We start from the raw sequence: 21,271 nt of genomic DNA, 5'->3' as shown, positions 1-21,271 counted from the left end.
CGCTCCGTCGGGGCGGCAGACGTCACGATTCTTGGGAGATGAATAGATGACCAGAGGGAAACTGTGCGTCATGATCCTTCCCGCCGTTCTGGCGATGGCCGGCTGCGGCGCAAAGGAAGGGGCGAAGGAGACGGCCGCGCCGGCCGTCGTGACGGGGGTGCCGACGGAGGCCGTTGCCGCGGTGGCGATCCCCGAGGGGACGGAGGCGGTGGGGACCGTGCGGGCCCGGAATGCCGCGGTGATCGCCGCCCGCCTTGCCGGCACCGTTTCCGGCATCTTCGTCCGGGAGGGGGATCGGGTCGGGAAGGGGAAACTCCTCGTGACCCTCGACGCGGCGGAGAGCGCCGCCCAGGCGGCGGGAGCCCGGGCCACGGAGGACGAGGCCCGGCGGGGGGTGGACGAGGCCCGGGCGCACCAGCGGCTTGCCGATACCACCTTTGCCCGCTACCAGAACCTGTACGCGGAACAGGCCGTCACCCGCCAGGAATTCGACAACCGCAGGGCGGACAAGGAGGTGGCGGACCAGGGGGTGGAGCGGGCCGTCGCCCGGCTCGCCGCGGCGCGGGAAGGGGCCCGGGCCGCCGGGATGGTGGCGGGGTACGGCCGGATCACCGCTCCCCTGACGGGGGTGGTGACCGCCAGGCAGGCCGAGCGGGGGATGACCGTCTTCCCGGGGAGCCCGCTCCTCACCGTGGAGGAGATGGGGAGCTACCGGCTGGAGGCGGCGGTCCCCGAATCGGAGATCGGCCGGGTGAAGATCGGCGCCCGGCTGCCGGTCGCCGTCGAGGGGGCCGGCGTCGCCGCCACGGGGCGGGTCGCCGAGGTGGTTCCCGCCGCCGATCCCGGCAGCAGGACCTTCACCGTGAAGGTCGATCTCTCCGGCAGCGGCCTCAGGTCGGGGATGTTCGGCCGCGTCTTCATCCCGACCGGCGAACGGAACGGGATCTCGGTGCCGAAGGGGGCCGTCGTGGAGCGGGGTGGGCTCACCTCGGTCTGGGTGGTTGACGGCCGGGGAATTGCCCGGATGCGGCTCGTGAAGTGCGGAAAACCCCTGGGCGGGCGGATCGAGATCCTCTCCGGGGTGACGGCCGGCGAGCGGGTGGTGACCGGCGGAACGGAGAACGTGGTGGAAGGGGCCCGGATCCAATGACCGGACTCGGCGTTGCCGGAAAGATCGCCCGGGCGTTCATCGATTCCAAGCTGACGCCGCTCATCGTGGCGGCGTCGCTTCTCCTGGGGCTCTACGCGGTGCTCGTGACCCCGCGGGAGGAGGAGCCCCAGATTGTCGTGCCGATGGTCGACATCTACCTCCCGCTCCCCGGTTCCGCGCCGCAGGAGGTGGAGGAGCGGGTGGTGGCCCCCTTCGAGAAGAAGATGTGGGAGCTCCCCGGCGTGGAGTATGTCTACTCCATGAGCCGCCCCGGCATGGGATTGGTCACCGTCCGCTTCCTCGTGGGCGAGGACCTGGAGAAGTCGCTGGTCAAGCTCTACAACAAGGTGATGGAGAACCGCCGGCTCCTGCCGCCGGGGGCGGGGGAGCCACTGGTGGCGCCGAAGTCCATCGACGATGTGCCGATCCTGACCCTCACCCTCTGGTCCGACCGGACCGATGGCGCCGGCCTCCGGCGGGTGGCCCGGGAACTCTGCGACGAGCTGAAGAAGGGCGAGAATGTGGCGGAGACCGGGATCAAGGGGGGACTCCCCCGCCAGCTCTCGGTCCGCCTCGACACGGCGCGGCTCGCCGCCTACGGCCTCTCGCCGCTGCAGGTGGCCGGGGCGCTCCAGCGGGGGAACGCCTCCCTGCCGTCGGGATCCTTTGCCGCCGGCAACCGGGAATATCTGGTGGATGGCGGGGGGCTGCTCGCCGATGCCGATTCTGCGCGGCGGCTGGTGGTGAGCGTCCATGACGGGAGACCGGTCTATCTGGGAGATGTGGCCCAGGTGATCGACGGCCCCGCGGAGCCGAAGGAGTACGTCTTCTTCGGCCTGGGGCCGGCGGGTGGGAACGTCAATAAATCGACCAGCTACCCCGCCGTCACCATCTCCGTGGCCAAGCGCAAGGGGGCCAACGCCACCTGGGTGGCCGACGATCTCCTGAAACGGGTGGAGTTCCTGAAGGGGAAGGCGATCCCCTCCGACGTGCGGGTGACGGTCACCCGCAACTACGGTGAGACCGCCCGGGAGAAGAACAACGAGCTCCTCTTCCACATGTTCCTGGCGGCCATCTCGGTCACGATCCTCATCGCCGTATTCATGGGGTGGCGGGCCGGGGCCGTGGCGGCCATCGCCATCCCGGTGACCCTGGCGCTGACCATGCTGGTCTTCAACCGGATCGGCTACACCCTGAACCGGATCACCCTCTTCGCCCTCATCTTCTCCATCGGCATCCTGGTGGACGACGCCATCGTGGTGGTGGAGAACATCCACCGCTACTTCACCACCACGCGGCTCAACCCCCTGGAGGCTGCCATCCGGGCCGTGGACGAGATCGGCAACCCGACGGTGCTCGCCACCTTCGCCGTCATCGCCTCCATCCTCCCCATGGGGTTTGTGGGGGGGCTCATGGGTCCGTACATGCGGCCGATTCCCGTGGGGGCCAGCATGGCGATGCTCCTCTCCCTGTTCATCGCCTTCATCGTCACCCCCTACTTCGCCTACCGGCTCATGAAGGGTGAATCCCACTTCGGGAGCGACGCGGCGGCCGAGGAGTCGCGGCTCACCGCCTTCTACCGGAAGTGGATGGGGCTCCTCATTCACCGCAAACCCCTCCGCTACGGCTTCCTGACCGGGGTGGTGGTGCTCCTCCTCGTCTCCTGCTCCCTCATCTACCTCAAGCTCGTCACCGTCAAGATGCTCCCCTTCGACAACAAGAACGAGCTCCAGGTGATCATCGACGCCCCCGAAGGGACCCCGCTGGAGGATACGGCCCGGATGACCGCCGAGATGGCCGACGTCCTCCGGACGGTCCCCGAAGTGACCGACTTCCAGAGCTACGTGGGGACCGGCGCCCCCTTCAACTTCAACGGCCTGGTCCGCCACTACTACCTGCGGAGCGGCCCCAACGTGGCCGACATCCAGGTGAACTTCCTCCACAAGGAGGAGCGGAAGGACCAGTCCCACGCCCTGGCCAAGCGGATTCGGCCGCTCCTGAAGGCCGTGGCCGACCGCCACGGCGCCCGGATCAAGGTGGCCGAGGTGCCGCCGGGGCCGCCGGTCCTCTCGACGCTGGTCACCGAGGTCTACGGCCCCGACCAGGCAACCCGCCTCGACATCGCCCGGAAGATCAAGGCGATCTACCGGAAGGTGGACGGCGTGGTGGACACCGACTGGTACGTGGAGGACGACCAGCCGAAGGTGACCTTTGCCGTGGACCGGGAGAAGGCGGCCCTCTCCGGCATCGCCGTGGAGGACGTGGCCCGGACGCTGCGGATCGCCCTCGCCGGGGAAGACGCCGGCATCATGCACCTTCCCCGTGAAAAGGAGACGGTGCCGATCACCCTCCGGCTCCCGGCGGCCCAGCGCAGCTCCGTGGCCTCGCTCTCCGCCATCTACGTCCCCGGACCGCGGGGAAACGTCCCCCTCTCCCAGTTGGTGCGGGTCACCACCGCCACGGAGGAGAAGAGCCGCTACCGCAAGAACCTCAAAAGCGTGGTCTACGTCACCGGTGACGTGGCCGGGGCCATCGAGGCGCCGGTCTACGCCATCATGAAGATGCAGCGGGAGATCGACAAGATCGCGCTCCCCGGCGGCTACCACATCGAGCAGCGGGCCGCGACGCAACCCTGGAGCGAGGAGCGCCCCGGCATCAAGTGGGACGGCGAGTGGCACATCACCTACGAGGTCTTCCGCGACCTGGGGCTCGCCTTCGGAGCGGTGATGATCCTGATCTACCTGCTGGTGGTGGCCTGGTTCCGTGACTTCACCACGCCGCTGGTCATCATGGCGCCGATCCCCCTCACCCTCATCGGCATCCTCCCGGGGCATGCCCTCTTCGGCGCCTTCTTCACCGCCACGAGCATGATCGGCTTCATCGCCCTGGCCGGGATCATCGTGCGGAACTCCATCATCCTCATCGACTTTGCCGAGCTGAAGCGGCGGGAGGGGCTCCCCCTGGACGAGGCGATCATCGAGGCCGGTGCGGTCCGGTTCCGCCCCATGCTCCTGACCGCGGCGGCGGTGGTGGTGGGGAGCTTCGTCATCGTCTTCGACCCGATCTTTCAGGGGCTGGCCCTGGCGATGATGTTCGGGGAGATCGCCTCCACGACCCTGTCGCGGGTGACGATACCGATATTGTATTATATGGTGGAGAACTGGAAGGAGCGACGGCGGAAGGGTGTTCCCGTATCGTAGGGGCAATCCGTATCGTAGGGGCAATTCATGAATTGCCCCTACAGGGCGTTCAGAAAATCGATTCGTAATCGGAGGTTCAATGTTCTGGCAGAAAAAACAAGACAGCCCGGAGGGTGAGACGGTGGCGGAGAAGGTGGGGGTGGAGGCGGAAGGGTTCCATCGCTCAGGGAAGATGCACTGTGCCGAGGCGGTGCTCATGGCGGTGCGCGCCCATTTCTTCGCGACGGTGCCGGAGGAGATCGTCCGGGCGGCCGCCGGCTTTGGGGGCGGTTCCGGGGCGGGGTGCATCTGCGGCGCCGTCGCCAGCGGCACCATGGCCTTCGGGCTCGCCCTTCCCGACGACAAGCGGCGGGTGAAACAGGTGACGAAGGAGCTCCACGAGTGGTTCAAGCACGAGTACGGCGCCTCCTGCTGCCGGATCGTCATGCCCAACGCCAAGGGGCGGGGGGGGTGCGCCGTCCTCACCGGCGAGGTGGCGAAGAAAGTGGCGGAGCTTCTGGCAGGGTAGAGGCGCCGCCGGACCGGGGCGGCCGCGACGGGCGTCCCGAGAGAGGGAGGATAGTCATGGAACTGACGACGGCATACGCATTCGGCAAGAGTGTCGGAATGGCCTACGGCGAGACCGTGGCCCGGGTCCGGGAGGAACTGGCGAAGGAAGGGTTCGGCATCCTCACCGAGATCGACGTGACGCACAAGTTCAAGGAGAAGCTCGGCCGCGACTTCCGCGACTACGTCATCCTCGGCGCCTGCAACCCGGCCATGGCCTGGGAGGCGTTCGGACGGGAGCTGAACATCGGGACGCTCCTCCCCTGCAACGTCTGCGTCTACACCGGCGACGACGGCGCCACGGTGGTGATGGTCATGGACCCGGTGGCCGCCCTCGGGATGATCGGCAACCCGGAGCTGACCGAACTGGCCGGTATCGTCCGGCAGAAGCTGGAGCGGGTGCTGGCGGCGCTGAAATAATCCCCTCACCCCTCTCCCTGAGGGAGAAATCATCCCCTCTCCCCGGAGGAGAGGGTGGCCGAAGGCCGGGTGAGGGTCCGGAAGTACGAGTCATCCGGAGTGCGTTCGCATAAAGGCAAGGAGAACTGACACCATGTACATCGACAGAATGCTCAGAATCATCGCGGGGGCCTTCATCCTCCTCTCGGTCGTCCTGGCCGTGAAGGTGAATCTCAACTGGCTCTGGTTCACCGCCTTCGTGGGGCTCAACCTCTTCCAGTCGGGGTTCACCAACTGGTGCCCCATGATCACCCTCCTGGAAAAGCTCGGGGTGCCGCGGTTCCCGAAGGGGAGCTCTTCCCGATGAAGTGCCGGATCACGATCCTCTGCGACAATACGGTGGGCCCGGTCTCCGGCACCATGGGGGAGCACGGCTTCGCCGCTCTGGTGGAGCGGGAGGACGGGGCACTGCTCTTCGACACCGGCCAGGGGCTGACGCTGCTGCATAACGCCCAGCGGATGCACAAGGATCTCCACCGGGTGGAGCGGGTCATCCTCTCCCACGGGCACTACGACCATACCGGCGGGCTCTGGCCGCTGCTGCGCAGCTGTGGCCCCAAGGAGGTGCTGGCCCATCCCGGCGTCTTTGCCCCCCGCTACGTGGGGCGGGACACGGGGGAGCGGATCTCCGTCGGCATCCCCTGGGACGAGGAGTTTCTCCGGGGGCAGCGGGCGCGGTTCAATCTCAGCGATCAGTTTCGGGAGATCGTGCCCGGCTTGTTCCTCACCGGCGAGGTCCCCCGGACCACCCCCTTCGAGACGGGGGACGCCGGACTCTCCTGCGACGAAGCCGGCTGCCACGCCGACCCCCTCTGCGACGACCAGTCGCTCATCATCCGCACCGAACGGGGGCTCGTGCTGCTCCTCGGCTGCTGCCACGCGGGGCTCGTGAACACCATCGAGTGGGCCCGGGAGGCCACCGGCGTCGCCGGGATCTATGCCGTCATCGGCGGCACCCACCTCGGCTTCTGCTCCCCCCGGCAGCTGGACGAGACGGTGGCGGCGCTGCGGCGCTTCGACGTGCGAAAGATCCTCGGGAGCCACTGCACCGGATTCCAGGCCGCCGCGCGGCTCGCCCAGGAGCTTCCCGGCCGCTTCCACCCGGCGTACGTCGGCTACACCCTCGAGCTGTAACGGCAGCAGGTTGTCGCCGCCGGCCCCGCGGCGGAGAAGGAGCCATCCCATGACCATCTTCAACGATTTTTCCGAGGCCTACGATCTCATGTTTCCCCGGGAGGAGCGGATCCGGAGCGAGGAGCCGTTCTGGCGGGAGCTCGTCGCCCGCCACGGGGTGAAATCGGTCCTCGACTGCGCCTGCGGCACCGGCGGCCATCCGATCCTCTTCGCCCGGCTGGGGTGCGCCGCCTACGGTTCCGACCTCTCGCCGAACATGGTCGAGGCGGCCATGGCCAACGCCGTGGCGGCGGGGACCACGGTGAACCTGCGGGTCTCCTCCTTTACGGAGCTCACCGCCGCGTTCAAAGAGGACGAGCGGTTCGACGCGGTGATCTGCGTCGGCAACTCCCTCACCCTGGCCCCCACCGACGACGACGTGGCGAAGGCGCTCCGGGAGATGTACGCCGTCCTCAACCCCGGTGGAATCTGCGTCCTCAATATCTTCAACTGGGACCGGCTCGCCGCCGAGGGGCTCCGGATCATGCCGGCCGCCGTGGCCGAAAAGGAGGGGCGCGAGCTCACCTTCCTGCGGGTCTTCCATCACCGGGGGGACGTGATCCATCTCAATATCGTGGTGGTCACCCGGGACGGCGCGAAGGCGGTGACGGAGATCCTCACCGCCCGCCAGCGCCCCGTCGGCCCCGCGCGGCTCGTGGAGTACGTCAAGACCGCCGGCTTCACCTCCTGGGAGGCGACGGCCGGCTACTCCGCCACCCCCTTCGATCCTGCCTCGTCGGACATTCTCACCCTGGTGGCGCGTAAGGCGTAACGCCCTACCGGCTCCGTTCCGGCGGTGCGGCCCCGCGTTCCCGCCCGGGGAGGGTGAAGTAAACCGTCGCTCCCCTGTCGATCGCCCCTTCCGCCCAGATCCTCCCGCCGTGACGGTGGACGATGCGCTGGACTGTGGCGAGGCCGATTCCCGTCCCCTCGAATTCCTCCTGGCGATGGAGGCGGTGGAAGGGGCGGAAGAGCTTGTCGGCGTACTGCATGTCGAACCCGACGCCATTGTCGCGCACGGAAAACGTCACTTCCCCGTCCACCGTTTCCGCACTGAGTTCGATGGTGGCATTCTCCTTGGTGGAGGTGTATTTCCAGGCATTGCCCAGGAGGTTTTGCAGGATCAGACTGGTCAGCTGGGGGTCGGCGCGGGCGGTCAGCTCCCCCACCGTCGTGAACCGCACGCGGCGTTCCGGTTCCACGGTCCGGAGCTCCTGGATGATCGCCGTCCCCATCTCCCCCAGATCCACCGGTTCGCGGCTGACCTCCACCCGTGCCACCCGTGCCAGTTCCAGCAGGTCATCGATGAGCCCCCCCATGTTCCTGCTGGCGACGCGGATCCGCTCCAGGCAATGCTGTCCCTCGGCGTCGAGCTCCCCTCTATGCTCTTCCTGGAGGACCGCGCTGTAGCTGTTGATATGGCGCAGCGGGGCGCGCAGGTCGTGGGAGACGGAATAGGCGAAGGCTTCCAGTTCGCGGTTGGAATTTTCGAGGTCGGCGGTGCGGTGGAGCAGGTCCTGGTTCAGCCGCATGATCTCCAGCCGGTCCTGCCGGCGCCGGACGTCACCCCGCGCCCAGACGGCGCAGACAATCCCGAGGATCACCAGGAACGACCCCTGCAGCGTGACGAACATCCCCTTCGATCTGCTGATCCGGGGGGCCATCACCTCCGGCGGCAGGTACGAGACGATCTTCCACCGGTAATCCTTGGAACCACTTCCCGCCTCCGGTGTCCCCTCTTCCCCCGACGCAAAGGGATGCACCGTCACGAAGCTGAACAATCCCCCCCCATCGTAAAACTGCCCGCTTTCCCCCTCTGACATGCGCCTCCAGGCCGAGGGGAAGTCCCGGTCGAACTTCCGGTTGCGGCGATTGTCGAACATGAAGCCCCATTCGTCCTCCGGGCGGGGCCCCATGAGCCAGTAGCCGTCGCTGTTGAGGAGCATGAGCTGGTCCGACAGGTGCGGCGTCAGCCCTCTCAGGTGGGAGATGAGCCGGGCACCCAGATAGTTGAGGATCACGATCCCCCGCTTGCGGCCGGCGCGGTCGAAGACCGGCGTTGCCAGGCGGATCATCGGCTTTGGCGGCTGCTCGATCTGGCCGTGCTCGACATTCAGGTCAAAGGGGGAGATATACACCTCGCCCCGGGGGAGCCGGATGGTCTCCTCGAAATAGTAGCGCTGCGCCTTGGACTGAAGTTCCGCTTCGGGGACGATGGCGGGGTGGCCGTCGCCGTAGTTGATCCTGAGCCGCTCCATGCCGGTTTCGTCGATGAAGCGGATCTGGTCGTAGAGCTTTTTGTTCCGTGCCAGGGAGAGGTAGTCGGCGGCCAGGAGCCGTTTGAAGGAGGGATAATATCCTGCCAGCATTTCGGAAAGTTCCGGTTGCTCGGCCAGGTACTGGAGATCGCCGCCGATGGCATCCAGTTCGGTGACGATCCGGTTTTTTGCCAGCTCCAGCGTCTGGATCGCCGTGTTCTCCACGATCAGCCGCCGGCTGCGCCGGTCGCTGTAGTAGAGCCAGAACGCCATCAGGCTCGTGAGGAGCGCGAGCGGGAGGTAGATGGCGAAGAAGCGCTTCAATACGGCCCGCACTCCGGCGGGGTGAGGTGCGGATGCTCCTTCGGGCATGGCGGGATCTCCGAAACGTCGACACTGGTTGGTGGCGGTGAGCTGCATCTAATCTTTGCGGGAATCGACTTAATCATAACAAAGATTTCGCGATTGCTCCAGAATCCGCGTTCATGTTCGTTTTCGTGATAATGGAAAGACGTTCTATTTTAGCTAAAGTCTCGGCCGCTTCTGCCGATAGATACTACTACGACCCTCCCGCCGCAGGGGGGGCGCAATGGTTTGGGAGAATCTACGCCGGGCAAAGGAGGCGCCATGGTTATCAAGAGGTATCGGAACTGGAAGATTCTGCCGAAGGTGATGACCCTTTCGGCGGTGACGGTGGCCCTCATCGCCGGGCTGGTCGCCTTTTTCCTCCTCCCCCGCATTGAGGCGAAGCTGATGGAGGGGAAGCAGGAGGCGACCAAGAATGCCGTGGAGGTCGCCTACCACACCATCCACAGCTACGGCGAGAGGGCGAAAAAGGGGGAGCTGGCGGTGGCGGAGGCCCAGAAGCGGGCCATGGACGATCTCAAAGATGTCCGCTACAAGGGGAAGGAGTACTTCTGGATCAACGACCTCAGCCCCCGGATGATCATGCATCCCATCAAGCCGGAACTGAACGGCAAGGATCTCTCGGAGAACAAGGATCCCAAGGGGAAGCGGTTCTTCGTCGAATTCGTGAAGACCTGCCGCGAGAAGGGGGCGGGGTTCGTCGATTACATGTGGCCCAAGCCGGGGGCGAGCGAGCCGGTTCCCAAGATCTCCTACGTCAAGCTCTATGAGCCGTGGGGGTGGGTGCTCGGCAGCGGCATCTACGTCGACGACGTGAAGGAGGAGATGGCAACGCTTCGCTGGTGGGTCCTGGGCGGCACGTTCCTCTTCGCCTGCTTCGCCCTCTCGCTCGCCTTTTCGGTGGGGCTCGGCATCGTCCGCCCGCTGCGCCACGTCGTGGTGAGCCTCAACGACATCGCCGAAGGGGAGGGGGACCTGACCCGGCGGATCGCGGTGCAGCGCGAAGACGAATCGGGGACCCTCGCCCGCTCCTTCAACACCTTCGTGGAGAAACTGCAGGGGATCATCGGCCAGGTGGCCCAGAATGCCGCCCAGGTGGCTGCGGCGGCGGGACAGGTGCAGGCGGCGTCGCAGCACATGGCCGATGGGGCCGAGCAGGTGGCCGGCCAGGCCGGCTCGGTGGCCACGGCCAGCGAGGAGATGGCCGCCACCAGCATGGAGATCGCCCGCAACTGCGTCACCCTGGCCGACGGCTCCCAGACCGCCAGCCGTTCGGCGGAGAGCGGGGCCACGGTGGTCCTGGAGACCGTGTCGGTCATGGGGCGGATCGCCGACCGGGTGACGGCGGCGGCCAGGACCGTGGAGAGTCTCGGGGCGCGCAGCGACCAGATCGGAGAGATCGTCGGCACCATCGAGGATATCGCCGACCAGACGAACCTCCTGGCACTGAACGCCGCCATCGAGGCGGCCCGGGCCGGCGAGCAGGGGCGGGGCTTCGCCGTGGTGGCCGACGAGGTGCGGGCCCTGGCGGAACGGACCACCAAGGCGACCAAGGAGATCTCCCTGATGATCAAGGCGATCCAGCAGGAGACCCGGGGTGCCGTCTCTTCCATGGAAGACGGCGTCCACGAGGTCGAGCGGGGGACCGGCGAGGCGGCCCGCTCCGGCGACGCGCTCCGCGAGATCCTCGACCAGGTCAATGCCGTCACCGTGCAGATCGGCCAGATCGCCACCGCCGCCGAGCAGCAGACCTCCACCACCTCGGAGATCAGCGGGAGCATCCAGAACATCACCGACGCGGCCCACGACACCGCCCGGGGGGCGCAGGAGTCTGCCGCCGCCGCCGCTCAACTGGCCGTTTTGGCTGAGGAATTGCAGAAACTGGTGGGACGGTTCCGAGTGGCTGTATGATGTAATTGCTAATATATTGATATTGCAATTATATTGTGGTGGCCGGCGACTTCCCGGCCATTTTTTTGCTCACGTGTTCGGTTTTTTGACGCGGGCATGCCGCGGGATACAAACGTAAAACGTCAGGAAGGAGTGGGGAGATGCAGTTCACGATCAGGCAGAAAATGGGGGGGACTCTCGGAATCACCTGTGTCGGCATGGCCATCATCGTGGTCTTCATGCTGGTCGGCTTCAGCAAGGTGCAGCGGCAGCAAAACCTCATGGACCGCCTCACCCTGGTCAACAACACGGCCCTGCGCGGAAACATCGCCATGCTCAAGGCGCGGGAATACGAGGCGGAGTTCTTCGACCGCAGGCAGGAAAAGTGGGTGCCGCGGGCCAAGGAGATGGTGGGGAAGGTCAACGGGGAGCTGGACGTTATCGCCAAAAACTCCGACGATCCGAAGATCCGGGGGGCGGCCGACAAGGCGCGCGCCCTTGCCGGAAAGTACGTGGCGCAGCTGGATGCCCTCGCCGGCAAGGCCCGGGCGAGCGATTACCGGGATCCATCCCTTGCCGAGGACCGGGAGGAACTGCGCGACGTCATCAACGAATTCGAGCCGCTCCTGGACAGCACCATCCCGAAGCAGGTCACTGCCGCCTACCAGGCGGCGAACCGGGAGATGGACGACGTGATCGCCACCACCCGCACCCAGATCGTCGTGACGGTCGGTGCCGTCGCCGCCATCCTCATCGCGTGCCTTCTCACCATCTCCCTCTCCATCTCGGCATCGCTGCGCACCGTCATCGGGCGGTTGCAGGACATTGCCGACGGCGACGGGGACCTGACCACGCGGATCGAGCTGACGCGCCACGACGAGTTCGGCGAGCTGGCCTCCTGCTTCAACAACTTCGTCGAGAAGCTCCACGCTATCATCTACCAGGTCTCCCAGAGCACCCTCCAGGTGGCGTCGGCCTCCTTTCAGCTCCAGGCCACCGCCGAGCAGATGGCCCGGGGAGCCGAGGCGGCGGTTACCCAGGCCAATACCGTCTCCACGGCCAGTGAGGAGCTGGCGGCCAGCACCTACCAGATTGCCGGCAACTGCGGCACGGTGGCGGAGAGTGCGCGCCTCGCCGATGAATCGGCCCGCACCGGCGTGGCGGTGGTCGACGAGACCATCGCGGTCATGGGGCGGATCGCCGACCGGGTCAAGGACTCGGCGCGGACCGTGGAGAGCCTCGGCGTCCGGGGGGACCAGATCGGCGCCATCATCTCCACCATCGAGGATATTGCCGACCAGACGAACCTCCTGGCGCTGAACGCCGCCATCGAGGCGGCCCGGGCGGGAGAGCAGGGACGGGGGTTCGCGGTGGTGGCCGACGAGGTCAGGGCCCTGGCCGAGCGGACCTCCCGCGCCACCAGGGAGATCTCCCAGATGATCAAGAGCATCCAGGTGGAAACCCGCGAGGCGGTAACCGTGATGGAGCAGGGGGTGAAGGAGGTGGCGCGGGGGACCGGCGAGGCGGCCCGCTCGGGGGAGGCTCTGCGGCAGATCCTGGAGCAGTTCGCCACCCTCAATGGCCAGGTGGGGCAGATTTCCACCGCTGCCGACGAGCAGACCCGGACCACCGCCGAGATCAGCACGAGTATCGTCGAAATATCCGACATCATTCTGGCCACCGCCAAGGGGGCGACCGATTCGGCCGGCGCCGCCGGCGGGCTCGCACACCTGGCGGAGGAGCTGAAGTCCCTCGTGGGGCGTTTCCGGCTGGCGGCGTGACGGTCCCCCCGTTTCTGCTCTGACCGGGATGCGTTGTTGTGGCTGTCTATTATGACTAAAGTTTCTTTCATCGCGTCCGATGTAGAGAAGTACGGCACGGAAAATATGCAACCGAAAGGGAGGGACGGCATGGCACTGATTACGTGGAGTGACAGTCTGAGCGTGAAGGTGAAGCAGTTCGACGACCAGCACAAGAAGCTCGTCGACATGGTGAACCAGCTTTTCGACGCCATGAAGAGCGGCAAGGGGAATCAGGTCATGGGGGATATCCTCAAGCAGCTCATCGCCTACACCCAGACCCACTTCGCCGCCGAGGAGCGGTTGATGGCGCAGCACGCCTACCCCGACTACGAGGCCCACAAGAAGGAGCACAACGCCCTCGTCATGCAGGTGCTCGACCTCCAGAAACAGTTCCAGGAGGGGAAGGCGGTTCTTACCCAGAACGTCATGACCTTCCTGCGCGACTGGCTTTCCAAGCATATCCAGGGCGACGACAGGAAGTACGGCGTCTTTTTCAACGGCAAAGGGATTTCCTGAGGCCGGTTTCCTCTGCTCAAGGGATGGAACGGACCGTGCATGGCGCTCCGATGTTTGAATTTGCTTCGGGGCGGTGAGGTTACATCTATGGGAGAGGTTCGGAACGCTGGAGGGATGGAGGCGGTTTTCCGCGAGGCGGAAGTGGCGACCGATGCCGCCAACCTCCTGGCCCTGGGGTCGCTCATCGATTCCCTTGCCGGTGGCCTGCCGGGGGGCGTTCCCGGCCGGGAAGCCGCAGAGGCGGCGCGGGCCACTGCCGCGCTGGAGCGGCTCGCCCGCGCTTCAGGGCTGTTTTGACGGCAACGATTCAAATTTCCGACTCCCGGCGTGCCCGGGGCGGAACACCGAAATATGACGCACGTGATGAAAGGGGAAGGAGACAGGCATGGCCAACGTACTCATTGTGGATGATTCTTCAACCATGAGGAAGATTATTTCCCGCTCGCTCCGCCAGGCGGGGCTCCCGGTCGACGAGATTTTCGAGGCGGGCGACGGCATCGAAGGGCTCAACGTCCTCTCGGGCAAGAGCGTCGACCTGATCCTCTCCGATATCAACATGCCGAACATGGACGGCCTTGAGTTCATCAAGCAGGCCCGTGCCAACGGCAACAAGGCTCCCATCGTCATGATCACCACCGAGGGGGGGGAGGATATCCTCAAGCAGGCGATGGACAACGGCGCCAGCGACAGCATCAAGAAGCCCTTTACCCCTGAGCAGCTCAACGAAAAGCTCGGAGGACTCCTATGAGCCTCGATACCGGTGTGGCGGACGCAACGAAGCTCACCGAAGAGGATGTGGCCGGCTACATCATCAGCGCCACCAAGGAAGTGTTCAATACCATGGTGATGATGGAGCTCGAGGACCAGTATCCCCTCCGGGAGCCGATCACCCGGTTCCACTGCAGCGTCACCGGCATGGTGGGGCTGGCAGGGACCTATACCGGCATCCTCTCCATCCACTGTCCCCAGCAGTTCGCCCTCCGGATCACCTCCAGCATGCTCGGCATGGAGGTGGAGGAGGTGGGTGAGGATGTGAACGACGCCCTCGGCGAGATTTCGAACATGCTCGGCGGCTACGTGAAGATGATCCTCTCCAAGGGGGGGCTTGACCTCCACCTCTCGGTCCCCACGGTAATCTCGGGCGAAGAGTACACCCTTAACGCCATGGCCGACAGCGACTGCGTCATCATCCCCTTTCTCAACGAGGGGGAGCGCTTTCTCGTGGGACTCAAACTGAAGAAAGAAGCGTAACGGGAGCCCGTTCTGGTCATGGAAGGTTTCGCCGCTCTTACATCCGTCGTCAATAACGCCCTTACGCAGACCGCCGGCGACAGCGGGATGCTCCTGGGGCAGGAGCTGGTCATTGCCGATGCCGACCTGATCGGCACCAACCGGCAGACCTACTTCTCCGATCTGGACGACGTCTGCTTCGTGGCCGAGATCACCGCCAGCGGCGAGTACCCGGGGAAGTTCTTCGCCGTCTTCGGTCTGCGGGACGCCATCTGCCTCAGCGGCTTCCTGCTCGGGATCCCTCCGGCCCGGATCAACGAGAAGCGCCGCCTGGCCATCATGGAGAATGACGACGCCGATGCCTTCTCCGAGATCACCAACCAGCTGGTCGGCTCCTTCAACTCGGTCTTCCAGCCCGCCTTTGCCAACAAGGTCCACCTGAAGGTCACTCCGCCCAGGAAGTTCATCCCCGAAGAGACGGAGCTCACCGAGACCGAGCCGGTCCCCGACGGCGAATACCTTCTTTTCCGCGGCCGGATGGAGCTTTCCGGCTTCGAGATGGGGAACGTCGATATCCTGATTCCCCGTCCCCTGGCGGAACTGTTCGACCCCCCGGGGGAGGAGCCGGAGCCGGCCGCAGTTGAAGAGCCGGCGGCGGAGGGCGAATCTTCCGCTGCCACCGCCGGGACGGTGGAGGATGCGGCGGAGGCTCCCGGCGTGCCGGACGACGGCTTCCGCAAGGTCCTGATCCTGGAAGACGATGCCGGTGACCGTCAACTGGTCCGGGAACTGCTCCAGGAGCGGGGATTCGAGCCGGTGGAGGCGGGGCTCGACGCCGACATCCGGGAGATCGTTTCCCAGGGGGGAGTCGGGCTCGTGGTGCTCGGCATCCATAACGGCGATGACCGCGACATGGCGGTCTGCATCAAGATCAAGGCCATCGCCCAGGGCGAGCGCCTCCCCATCATCATGTGCGCCCGCGAGTGGACCCGCTCCGCCGTCCTCAAGGCGATCAAGTACGGCGCCCGCGACATCATCGTCAAGCCGTACCGCCCCGACGAGGTGCTGGCCAAGGTGGAGAAGTTCCTCTCGGCGGCCTGACCTCCCTCCGTTTCGTTTTTTTCTGTCGTGATGGTCAAGATATTGACTTTTGTCCCCCTCTTTTGACGCTCCTTCCGTTTTCCGTAATTCCCTTCGTGTAACTCTCTGATATTGCGATGCCCGTCGTGGCGAATTCCGGCACGTCTTTTGCCGTGTAGCGCACGGGGGAATACGTCCTCCGGTCCGGCTGCCGCGGCGCGGGAGCCGGCTACTTCGATACACTAAAGGGTGTGACATGGTGAACAACGCCACGACCAGGGGGCGAACGGTGCTCCTGCGGTCGGTCATGACGCTCGTCTTTGCGCTCTTCGTCGTCTCCTTCGCCTGGGGGGGGGAGCCGAACCGGCTCTACCGGATCGACATCCGCCAGCGGAGTGGCTTCACCCGCCTCGGCCTGAAACTCGACCGCCAGCCGGAGTATGTCGTCACCTCCCTGTCGGGAAACCGGGTCCGGGTGACGCTGCGGGAGACCAGCGGCAGACGGTGGAAGCGCCTCCGTTCCTATGCCGACTCTCATGTGGCGGGGGTGACGGTGGGTCGCCGGGGCGGGGATCTGCTCGTCACCGTGGCGGTGAAGGGGAATCCCCTCGGGGTCCGGGTCCTTTCCCCCGACGATTCGGACGTCCTTACCATCGATGTCGGGGACGCCCTGGTGCCGCGGCGCCGCTCCCCCCTGGCGGAGGGGCGCGAGGGGATCCGCGCCGGCGTGGAGCAGCTCCTCACCCGCTTCGATCCCCCGTTGCGCTCCGACATCCCCTTCACTCCCACCGACCGCCGGCAGTTGGAGAAGGTCATTCCCCCCGATCTCGTGGCGCAGGTCCTCGCCGGCGAGGCGGCCCTCTACCAGGGGCAGGGTGGGGCGGCCGAAGAGGTCTTCGCCCCCCTCGCCGCCCGGGAGACCCCCGTCCGGGGGCTCGCCCTGTTCCGGCTCGGCGAGGCCCGCTACATGCTCCAGAAGTACGGCGAGGCCCTCAAGGAGTTCCGGGAGGGGGAGCGGGTTTACCCCGACTTCCTCAGGATCTCCCCCGCCACCACCTTCGCCTATGCCGACAGCGTCGCCCGCAGCGGCGATCTCGAGGGGGGGCGCCGGATGATGGCGCGCCTCATCGCCGGCCTGGCTGACAAGGGGTACGCGCCGATGCTCCTCGTACGGCTGGCGGACATCCTCGCCCGCCAGGGACGCGAGCTGCATGCCGAGGCCATCTACCGGGCCGTGGCCGAAAACTTCACGGGAAGCAAGGCCCTCTGGCGGGCACGGATGAAGCTTGCGGACCGCCGGCTCGTGACCATGGACCCCGCCACCTTCGATTCCCTGGTGACGGAATATCTCGACATCTATCAGAATGGGGGCGACTACGGGCTGCGGGAGGAGGGGCTCTTCAAGGGGGCGCTCCTGATGTCGCTCTACGGCGACGCCGCCGCTGCCTTCGATCTCCTCCGGGAGTATGGCCGGAAATTCCCGCGGGGGGTTTACGGCAGCATCGTGCGGGGGATGCGCGAAGAGCTCCTCGTCCCCCTCTGGCGCGGGATTGTCCGCGACAAGGACGATGAGGGGCTCATCAGGCTTGCCCAGGAAAACAAGGAATACCTGGCGCGCTGTCTCGCCGATCCCGCCTTCGTCAAGCGCCTTTCCGACGCCTTTGCCGCCGGGGAGCGGACCCGGGACGAGGCGACGCTCTTCGCCTGGCTCGTCGACAAGGAGTGGAGCGGCGGCAGCGCCCCCGAGCTCTACCGCCGCCTCATCGACGACGCCCAGCGCCTCGCCGATCTCCCCCTGTTCGAGAAGGCGACGGCGGACTTCCTGCGCCGCTTCCCGGCCCATCCGGCGGCGCTCAGCTTCCGGGAACAGCTGGCGGCCCAGGAGTACCACCGCGGCGAGATGCCCAAGGTGGTGGCGCGGCTCTCGGGCTTCCTGGGCGGGAAGCAGCGTCCCGAGTCGGTGGAGAGCCTCTACTACCTCGGCAAGGCCCTGGACGGCACCGGCAGCCACAAGGATGCGGAACGGGCCATGACCCTCTTTCTGTCAGAAAACCGGCAGCGGGGAGGGGGGGGGGAGCTCGTCCCCGACGCGTACTACGTGGTTGCCGCCGCGCGGCTCGCCCGGGGGGACCGCGCCGGGGCGATGTCATATCTGCAGGCCGGCAGCGAGGCGGCTCCCGCCGGGGGGAAAGCGCCGTTCCTCTACAAGATGGGGGAGGTGGCCCGGTCGGCGGGGCGCTCCGATGAGGCGGTGCGCTACCTGAAGAGCGTGGCGGCGGAAACGAAGGACCCGGAGTGGCAGAAGATGGCATCCCAGGCCCTCGCCGATATCGAACTGCAGCGAAGCCTCGCCGGAAAAGTGAGGTTGTCAAAATGATGACAGGTGCCGGGTGGGGCGCTCGCTTTGAACACCAGCTCCCCGCTCCTCGCGCCCTGTTTGCGTTCTGGTACGGCTTTTGCTGATTAGCGTGTGCGGATAGAAGGAGGGGCTGTAATGCCGATTGACACCATATTCGGAACCACCGTAGACCTGCTGGCCAAGAGCATCGATCTCCGCGCCAAGAACCACACCATGATCTCCGCCAACCTGGCGAATGTCGAGACCCCCAACTTTACCCCGACCTCGCTCTCCTTCGAGGACGAGCTCAAGGGGGCCCTCAAGGAGAAGAAGGGGGCGCCGTCGGTGACCAACCCGCGCCACATCCCGCTCAAGGGGCACGGCGCCACCCTGCAGCAGGTGGAGGGCCGGGTGATTGAAACCCCGTCAACAACCCCCGGCAAGGACAACAACGGTGTGGAGCTTGAAGCGGAGATGGGGCGGATGGTGGAGAACCAGCTCATGTACAATGCTTCGATCCAGATCCTCGGCAAGAAATTCGAAGGCCTGAAAACGGCGATCAAGGGACAATAAACCATGGACTTCTTCAGCTCGATGCAGATCAGCTCCTCGGCCCTCACGGCCGAGCGGACCCGGATGAACCTCATCTCCTCCAACCTCGCCAACGCCAACTCAACCAAGACGGCGGAGGGGGGACCCTACAAGCGCAAGGACGCCGTTTTCTCCGCCACCCAGGTGGCCGAGACCTTCCGTTCCGCCCTGGACCGGATGCGGCGCGGCGCCCCCCAGGGGGTGGAGGTTACCCAGATCGTGGAGGACCAGAACCCGCCCCGCCTCCAGTACGACCCCACCCACCCGGACGCCAATGCCCAGGGGTACGTGGCGCTCCCCAACGTCAACGTGGTGGAGGAGATGGCCGACATGATCGCCGCCACCCGCGCCTACGAGGCGAACGTCACGGCGGTGCAGGCGGCCAAGAGCATGGCCCTGAAGACGCTGGAAATCGGCTCGAAGTAGGGCCGGGTAGCCGGACGTATTTTTTTTGACACAAAAAAAGGGGTGCCGCACAAGCATCCCCATTGAGGCCTATCGGCAGTAGCACGGAAAACTTGAGAGATTTTTAGGGAGGCAAACGTGTTGAACGGCATCGAGAGTGGCATCGGCATTACCAAGGCATTTTCGGCGGGGGACGCGACCGAGGCGAAACCTGCCGCCCTTGCTGCCGACGCCGGCAAGTTTTTCAACGAACTCGTGAACAAGGTGAACGATCTCCAGGTCAAGGCCGACGGTGCCGTCCAGGAGCTTGCCACCGGCGACTCCAAGGGGCTCCACGAGGTGATGATCGCCATGGAGAAGTCGTCGATCTCGTTCCAGTTCCTGACCCAGGTGCGGAACAAGGCGGTGGAGGCGTACAACGAAGTGATGCGGATGCAGGTGTAGGTGCGGGTGAGCGCTGAAAAACGCCCATCATGAAAGCAGCGCCCGCACCCGGCCGGATCAGGAGCGAAATCCGTCTCCCCCCGGGAAAAGGTGGCCAAAGGCCGGATGAGGGGGGCGGGAGCTGATGCAACACAATTTCCCCCTCACCCTGGCCCTCTCCCTCAGGGAGAGGGGACTGTTTGAAAAGTTACCTCATTGAATAAAACCTGTTGAACCCGGAGATAGATACATGCCTGAAGGTCTTAAAAAACTGGCACAGCCGTTCATGGCCCTCCCTCCCGCCAAGCGGTGGGTGGTGGGGGCGTGGTGGGGGTGTCGATCATCGCCTTCGCGCTGCTGATCATGGTCGCCAACCGGACCGATTACCGGCCACTCTTCACCAACCTCTCCACCGAGGATGCGGGTGAGATCGTCCGCAAGCTCAAGGAGCAGAAGGTGCCGTACCAGATCGGCGGCGACGGCAAGGCGATCCTCGTCCCCTCCGACAAGGTGTACGAGCTGCGGCTGGCGATGGCATCGGACGGCCTCCCCCAGGGGGGCGGGGTCGGCTTCGAGATCTTCGACCGGAAGAACTTCGGCATGACCGAGTTCGTGCAGAAGCTCAACTACCAGAGGGCGCTCCAGGGGGAGCTCTCCCGCACCATCGGCCAGATCTCCGGCGTGGAGCAGGCCCGGGTGCATCTCGTGATCCCCGAGAAGTCGCTCTTCAAGGAGAACGAGAAGCCGGCCACGGCGTCGGTGGTCCTGAAGGTGAAGGGGAACCGGCAGCTCCCCGACAATGACGTGCAAGGGATTGCCCACCTCATCTCCTCCGCCATTGAGGGGATGAACCCGGAAAATGTGACGGTCCTCGACAACAGGGGGAAGGTCCTCTCCCGCACCGGCCCGGCCGATGCCGCCGGCAAGATGACCGCCTCCATGCAGGAGATCCAGCGCACCTACGAGAAGAACGCCGAAGAGCGTCTCCAGTCGCTGCTCGACAAGGCCATGGGGAGCGGCAAGTCGGTGGCACGCGTCTCGGCGACCTTCGATTTCCGGCAGGTGGAGCGCTTCGAGGAGAAGTACGATCCCGAGACGGTGGTCCGGAGCGAGCAGCGGAGCGAGGAGAAGCTCGGCGGTGCCAACGGCGCTTCGGGGGTCCCCGGCGTCCAGACCAACCTCGGCAAGTCCCCTGGCGGGGCGGCCAATATGGCAGGAAACAACGGGAGCAAGAACGACGAGACGATGAACTACGAGGTGAGCCGCTCCACCGCCCGGACCATCGAGCCGGTGGGGACCCTCTCCAAGGTTTCGGTGGCGATCCTCGTGGACGGCAGTTACGCATCCCCCGCCGCCGGCAAGGACGGCAAGGGGGCCAAGCCGAAGTACACCCCCCGCTCCGCCGACGAGCTCCAGAAGGTCGATGCCCTCGTGAAGAGCGCCGTCGGCTTCAACGCCGGCCGCGGCGACCAGGTGACGGTGGTCAACATCCCGTTCCAGGATACCGGCGACGGCGGCACCGACGAGGCGGGCCAGTGGTGGAACGCGCCGCTCTTCCTCTCGCTCCTCAAGAACGGCCTCATCGGCTTCGGCTTCCTGGCGCTCCTCTTCTTCGTGGTCCGTCCCCTCATGAAGGTCCTCAGACCGCCGAAGGAGACCAGCTTCGAGCCGGTCCCCACAGCTGAGGACACCCTGAACCAGATCGCCGAGGCCCACCGGCTCCAGCTCGGCAACCAGTCCATCCGGCAGGTGGAGCTGATCAACATGGTGAAGGAAGAGCCGTACCAGGCGGCCCAGATTCTCCAGAACTGGCTCCGCAGCGACGAGCAGAAGAAGGCATGACC

The 21,271-nt window shown here is 65.7% G+C and carries 19 protein-coding genes and 1 pseudogene; 19 read left to right on the top strand and 1 reads right to left on the bottom strand.

Going from position 1 to position 21,271, the window contains the following annotated elements:
• Positions 1-46: 46 nt before the first annotated feature.
• The 7 genes from GPICK_RS14320 to GPICK_RS14290 all read left to right on the top strand — a co-directional run bounded on the left by GPICK_RS14320 (position 47) and on the right by GPICK_RS14290 (position 7,300).
• Positions 47-1,150, top strand: coding sequence for an efflux RND transporter periplasmic adaptor subunit (locus GPICK_RS14320; RefSeq protein WP_039744305.1), 1,104 nt, complete (start codon positions 47-49; stop codon positions 1,148-1,150).
• Entirely contained in the window at positions 1,147-4,350 is a 3,204-nt protein-coding gene (locus tag GPICK_RS14315) for an efflux RND transporter permease subunit (RefSeq protein ID WP_039744303.1), read from the top strand. The genes GPICK_RS14320 and GPICK_RS14315 overlap by 4 nt, the downstream gene beginning before the upstream one ends.
• Positions 4,351-4,429: 79 nt before the next feature.
• Complete coding sequence (locus tag GPICK_RS14310; RefSeq protein WP_039744301.1) at positions 4,430-4,858, top strand: C-GCAxxG-C-C family protein; 429 nt, start codon at positions 4,430-4,432, stop codon at positions 4,856-4,858.
• A gap of 56 nt (positions 4,859-4,914) precedes the next feature.
• Positions 4,915-5,316, top strand: coding sequence for a DUF302 domain-containing protein (locus GPICK_RS14305; RefSeq protein WP_039744300.1), 402 nt, complete (start codon positions 4,915-4,917; stop codon positions 5,314-5,316).
• 133 nt (positions 5,317-5,449) lie between these two features.
• Positions 5,450-5,662, top strand: coding sequence for a YgaP family membrane protein (locus GPICK_RS14300; protein ID WP_039744298.1), 213 nt, complete (start codon positions 5,450-5,452; stop codon positions 5,660-5,662).
• Entirely contained in the window at positions 5,659-6,489 is an 831-nt protein-coding gene (locus GPICK_RS14295) for an MBL fold metallo-hydrolase (protein ID WP_039744296.1), read from the top strand. Before GPICK_RS14300 ends, GPICK_RS14295 begins: the two co-directional genes overlap by 4 nt.
• Before the next feature lie 49 nt (positions 6,490-6,538).
• The gene (locus GPICK_RS14290) at positions 6,539-7,300 is read left to right on the top strand and encodes a class I SAM-dependent methyltransferase (RefSeq protein WP_039744292.1); all 762 of its coding nucleotides are present in this window, start codon (positions 6,539-6,541) and stop codon (positions 7,298-7,300) included.
• A gap of 4 nt (positions 7,301-7,304) precedes the next feature.
• Here GPICK_RS14290 and GPICK_RS16745 read toward each other — a convergent pair whose 3' ends face one another.
• Entirely contained in the window at positions 7,305-9,158 is a 1,854-nt protein-coding gene (locus GPICK_RS16745; protein WP_158414183.1) for a sensor histidine kinase, read from the bottom strand.
• Positions 9,159-9,413: 255 nt separating this feature from the next.
• Here GPICK_RS16745 and GPICK_RS14280 point away from each other — a divergent pair, with 255 nt between their 5' ends.
• From GPICK_RS14280 to fliF, 12 genes and pseudogenes are all read left to right on the top strand, one after another.
• Positions 9,414-11,063 carry a methyl-accepting chemotaxis protein gene (locus GPICK_RS14280; protein WP_039744289.1) on the top strand — a complete coding sequence of 550 codons (1,650 nt, stop codon included), beginning with the start codon at positions 9,414-9,416 and terminating at the stop codon, positions 11,061-11,063.
• Between the two features lie 140 nt (positions 11,064-11,203).
• Positions 11,204-12,823, top strand: coding sequence for a methyl-accepting chemotaxis protein (locus tag GPICK_RS14275; protein WP_039744287.1), 1,620 nt, complete (start codon positions 11,204-11,206; stop codon positions 12,821-12,823).
• A gap of 129 nt (positions 12,824-12,952) precedes the next feature.
• Complete coding sequence (locus GPICK_RS14270; protein WP_039744284.1) at positions 12,953-13,360, top strand: bacteriohemerythrin; 408 nt, start codon at positions 12,953-12,955, stop codon at positions 13,358-13,360.
• Between the two features lie 87 nt (positions 13,361-13,447).
• Entirely contained in the window at positions 13,448-13,657 is a 210-nt protein-coding gene (locus GPICK_RS14265; RefSeq protein ID WP_039744281.1) for a hypothetical protein, read from the top strand.
• An 88-nt stretch (positions 13,658-13,745) separates the two neighbouring features.
• The gene (locus tag GPICK_RS14260; protein WP_039744278.1) at positions 13,746-14,108 is read left to right on the top strand and encodes a response regulator; all 363 of its coding nucleotides are present in this window, start codon (positions 13,746-13,748) and stop codon (positions 14,106-14,108) included.
• Positions 14,105-14,611: a chemotaxis protein CheX gene (locus tag GPICK_RS14255; protein WP_039744276.1), complete on the top strand. Its 507-nt coding sequence runs from the start codon at positions 14,105-14,107 to the stop codon at positions 14,609-14,611. Before GPICK_RS14260 ends, GPICK_RS14255 begins: the two co-directional genes overlap by 4 nt.
• Before the next feature lie 18 nt (positions 14,612-14,629).
• Complete coding sequence (locus GPICK_RS14250; protein ID WP_039744273.1) at positions 14,630-15,691, top strand: response regulator; 1,062 nt, start codon at positions 14,630-14,632, stop codon at positions 15,689-15,691.
• A gap of 235 nt (positions 15,692-15,926) precedes the next feature.
• Positions 15,927-18,047, top strand: coding sequence for a hypothetical protein (locus GPICK_RS14245; RefSeq protein WP_039744271.1), 2,121 nt, complete (start codon positions 15,927-15,929; stop codon positions 18,045-18,047).
• A 117-nt stretch (positions 18,048-18,164) separates the two neighbouring features.
• A complete protein-coding gene (gene flgB, locus GPICK_RS14240; RefSeq protein ID WP_039744268.1) occupies positions 18,165-18,581 on the top strand; it encodes a flagellar basal body rod protein FlgB in 417 nt (138 codons plus the stop codon).
• Between the two features lie 3 nt (positions 18,582-18,584).
• A complete protein-coding gene (flgC, locus tag GPICK_RS14235; RefSeq protein WP_039744266.1) occupies positions 18,585-19,025 on the top strand; it encodes a flagellar basal body rod protein FlgC in 441 nt (146 codons plus the stop codon).
• Between the two features lie 117 nt (positions 19,026-19,142).
• Positions 19,143-19,448 carry a flagellar hook-basal body complex protein FliE gene (gene fliE / locus GPICK_RS14230; RefSeq protein ID WP_039744263.1) on the top strand — a complete coding sequence of 102 codons (306 nt, stop codon included), beginning with the start codon at positions 19,143-19,145 and terminating at the stop codon, positions 19,446-19,448.
• Between the two features lie 229 nt (positions 19,449-19,677).
• Positions 19,678-21,269, top strand: a pseudogene (gene fliF, locus GPICK_RS14225) (flagellar basal-body MS-ring/collar protein FliF).
• Positions 21,270-21,271: the final 2 nt, after the last annotated feature.

Origin of the sequence: Geobacter pickeringii (genome assembly GCF_000817955.1) — a bacterium.
GTDB lineage: Bacteria > Desulfobacterota > Desulfuromonadia > Geobacterales > Geobacteraceae > Geobacter > Geobacter pickeringii.
This window is presented reverse-complemented; position numbering and strand designations above follow the sequence as displayed.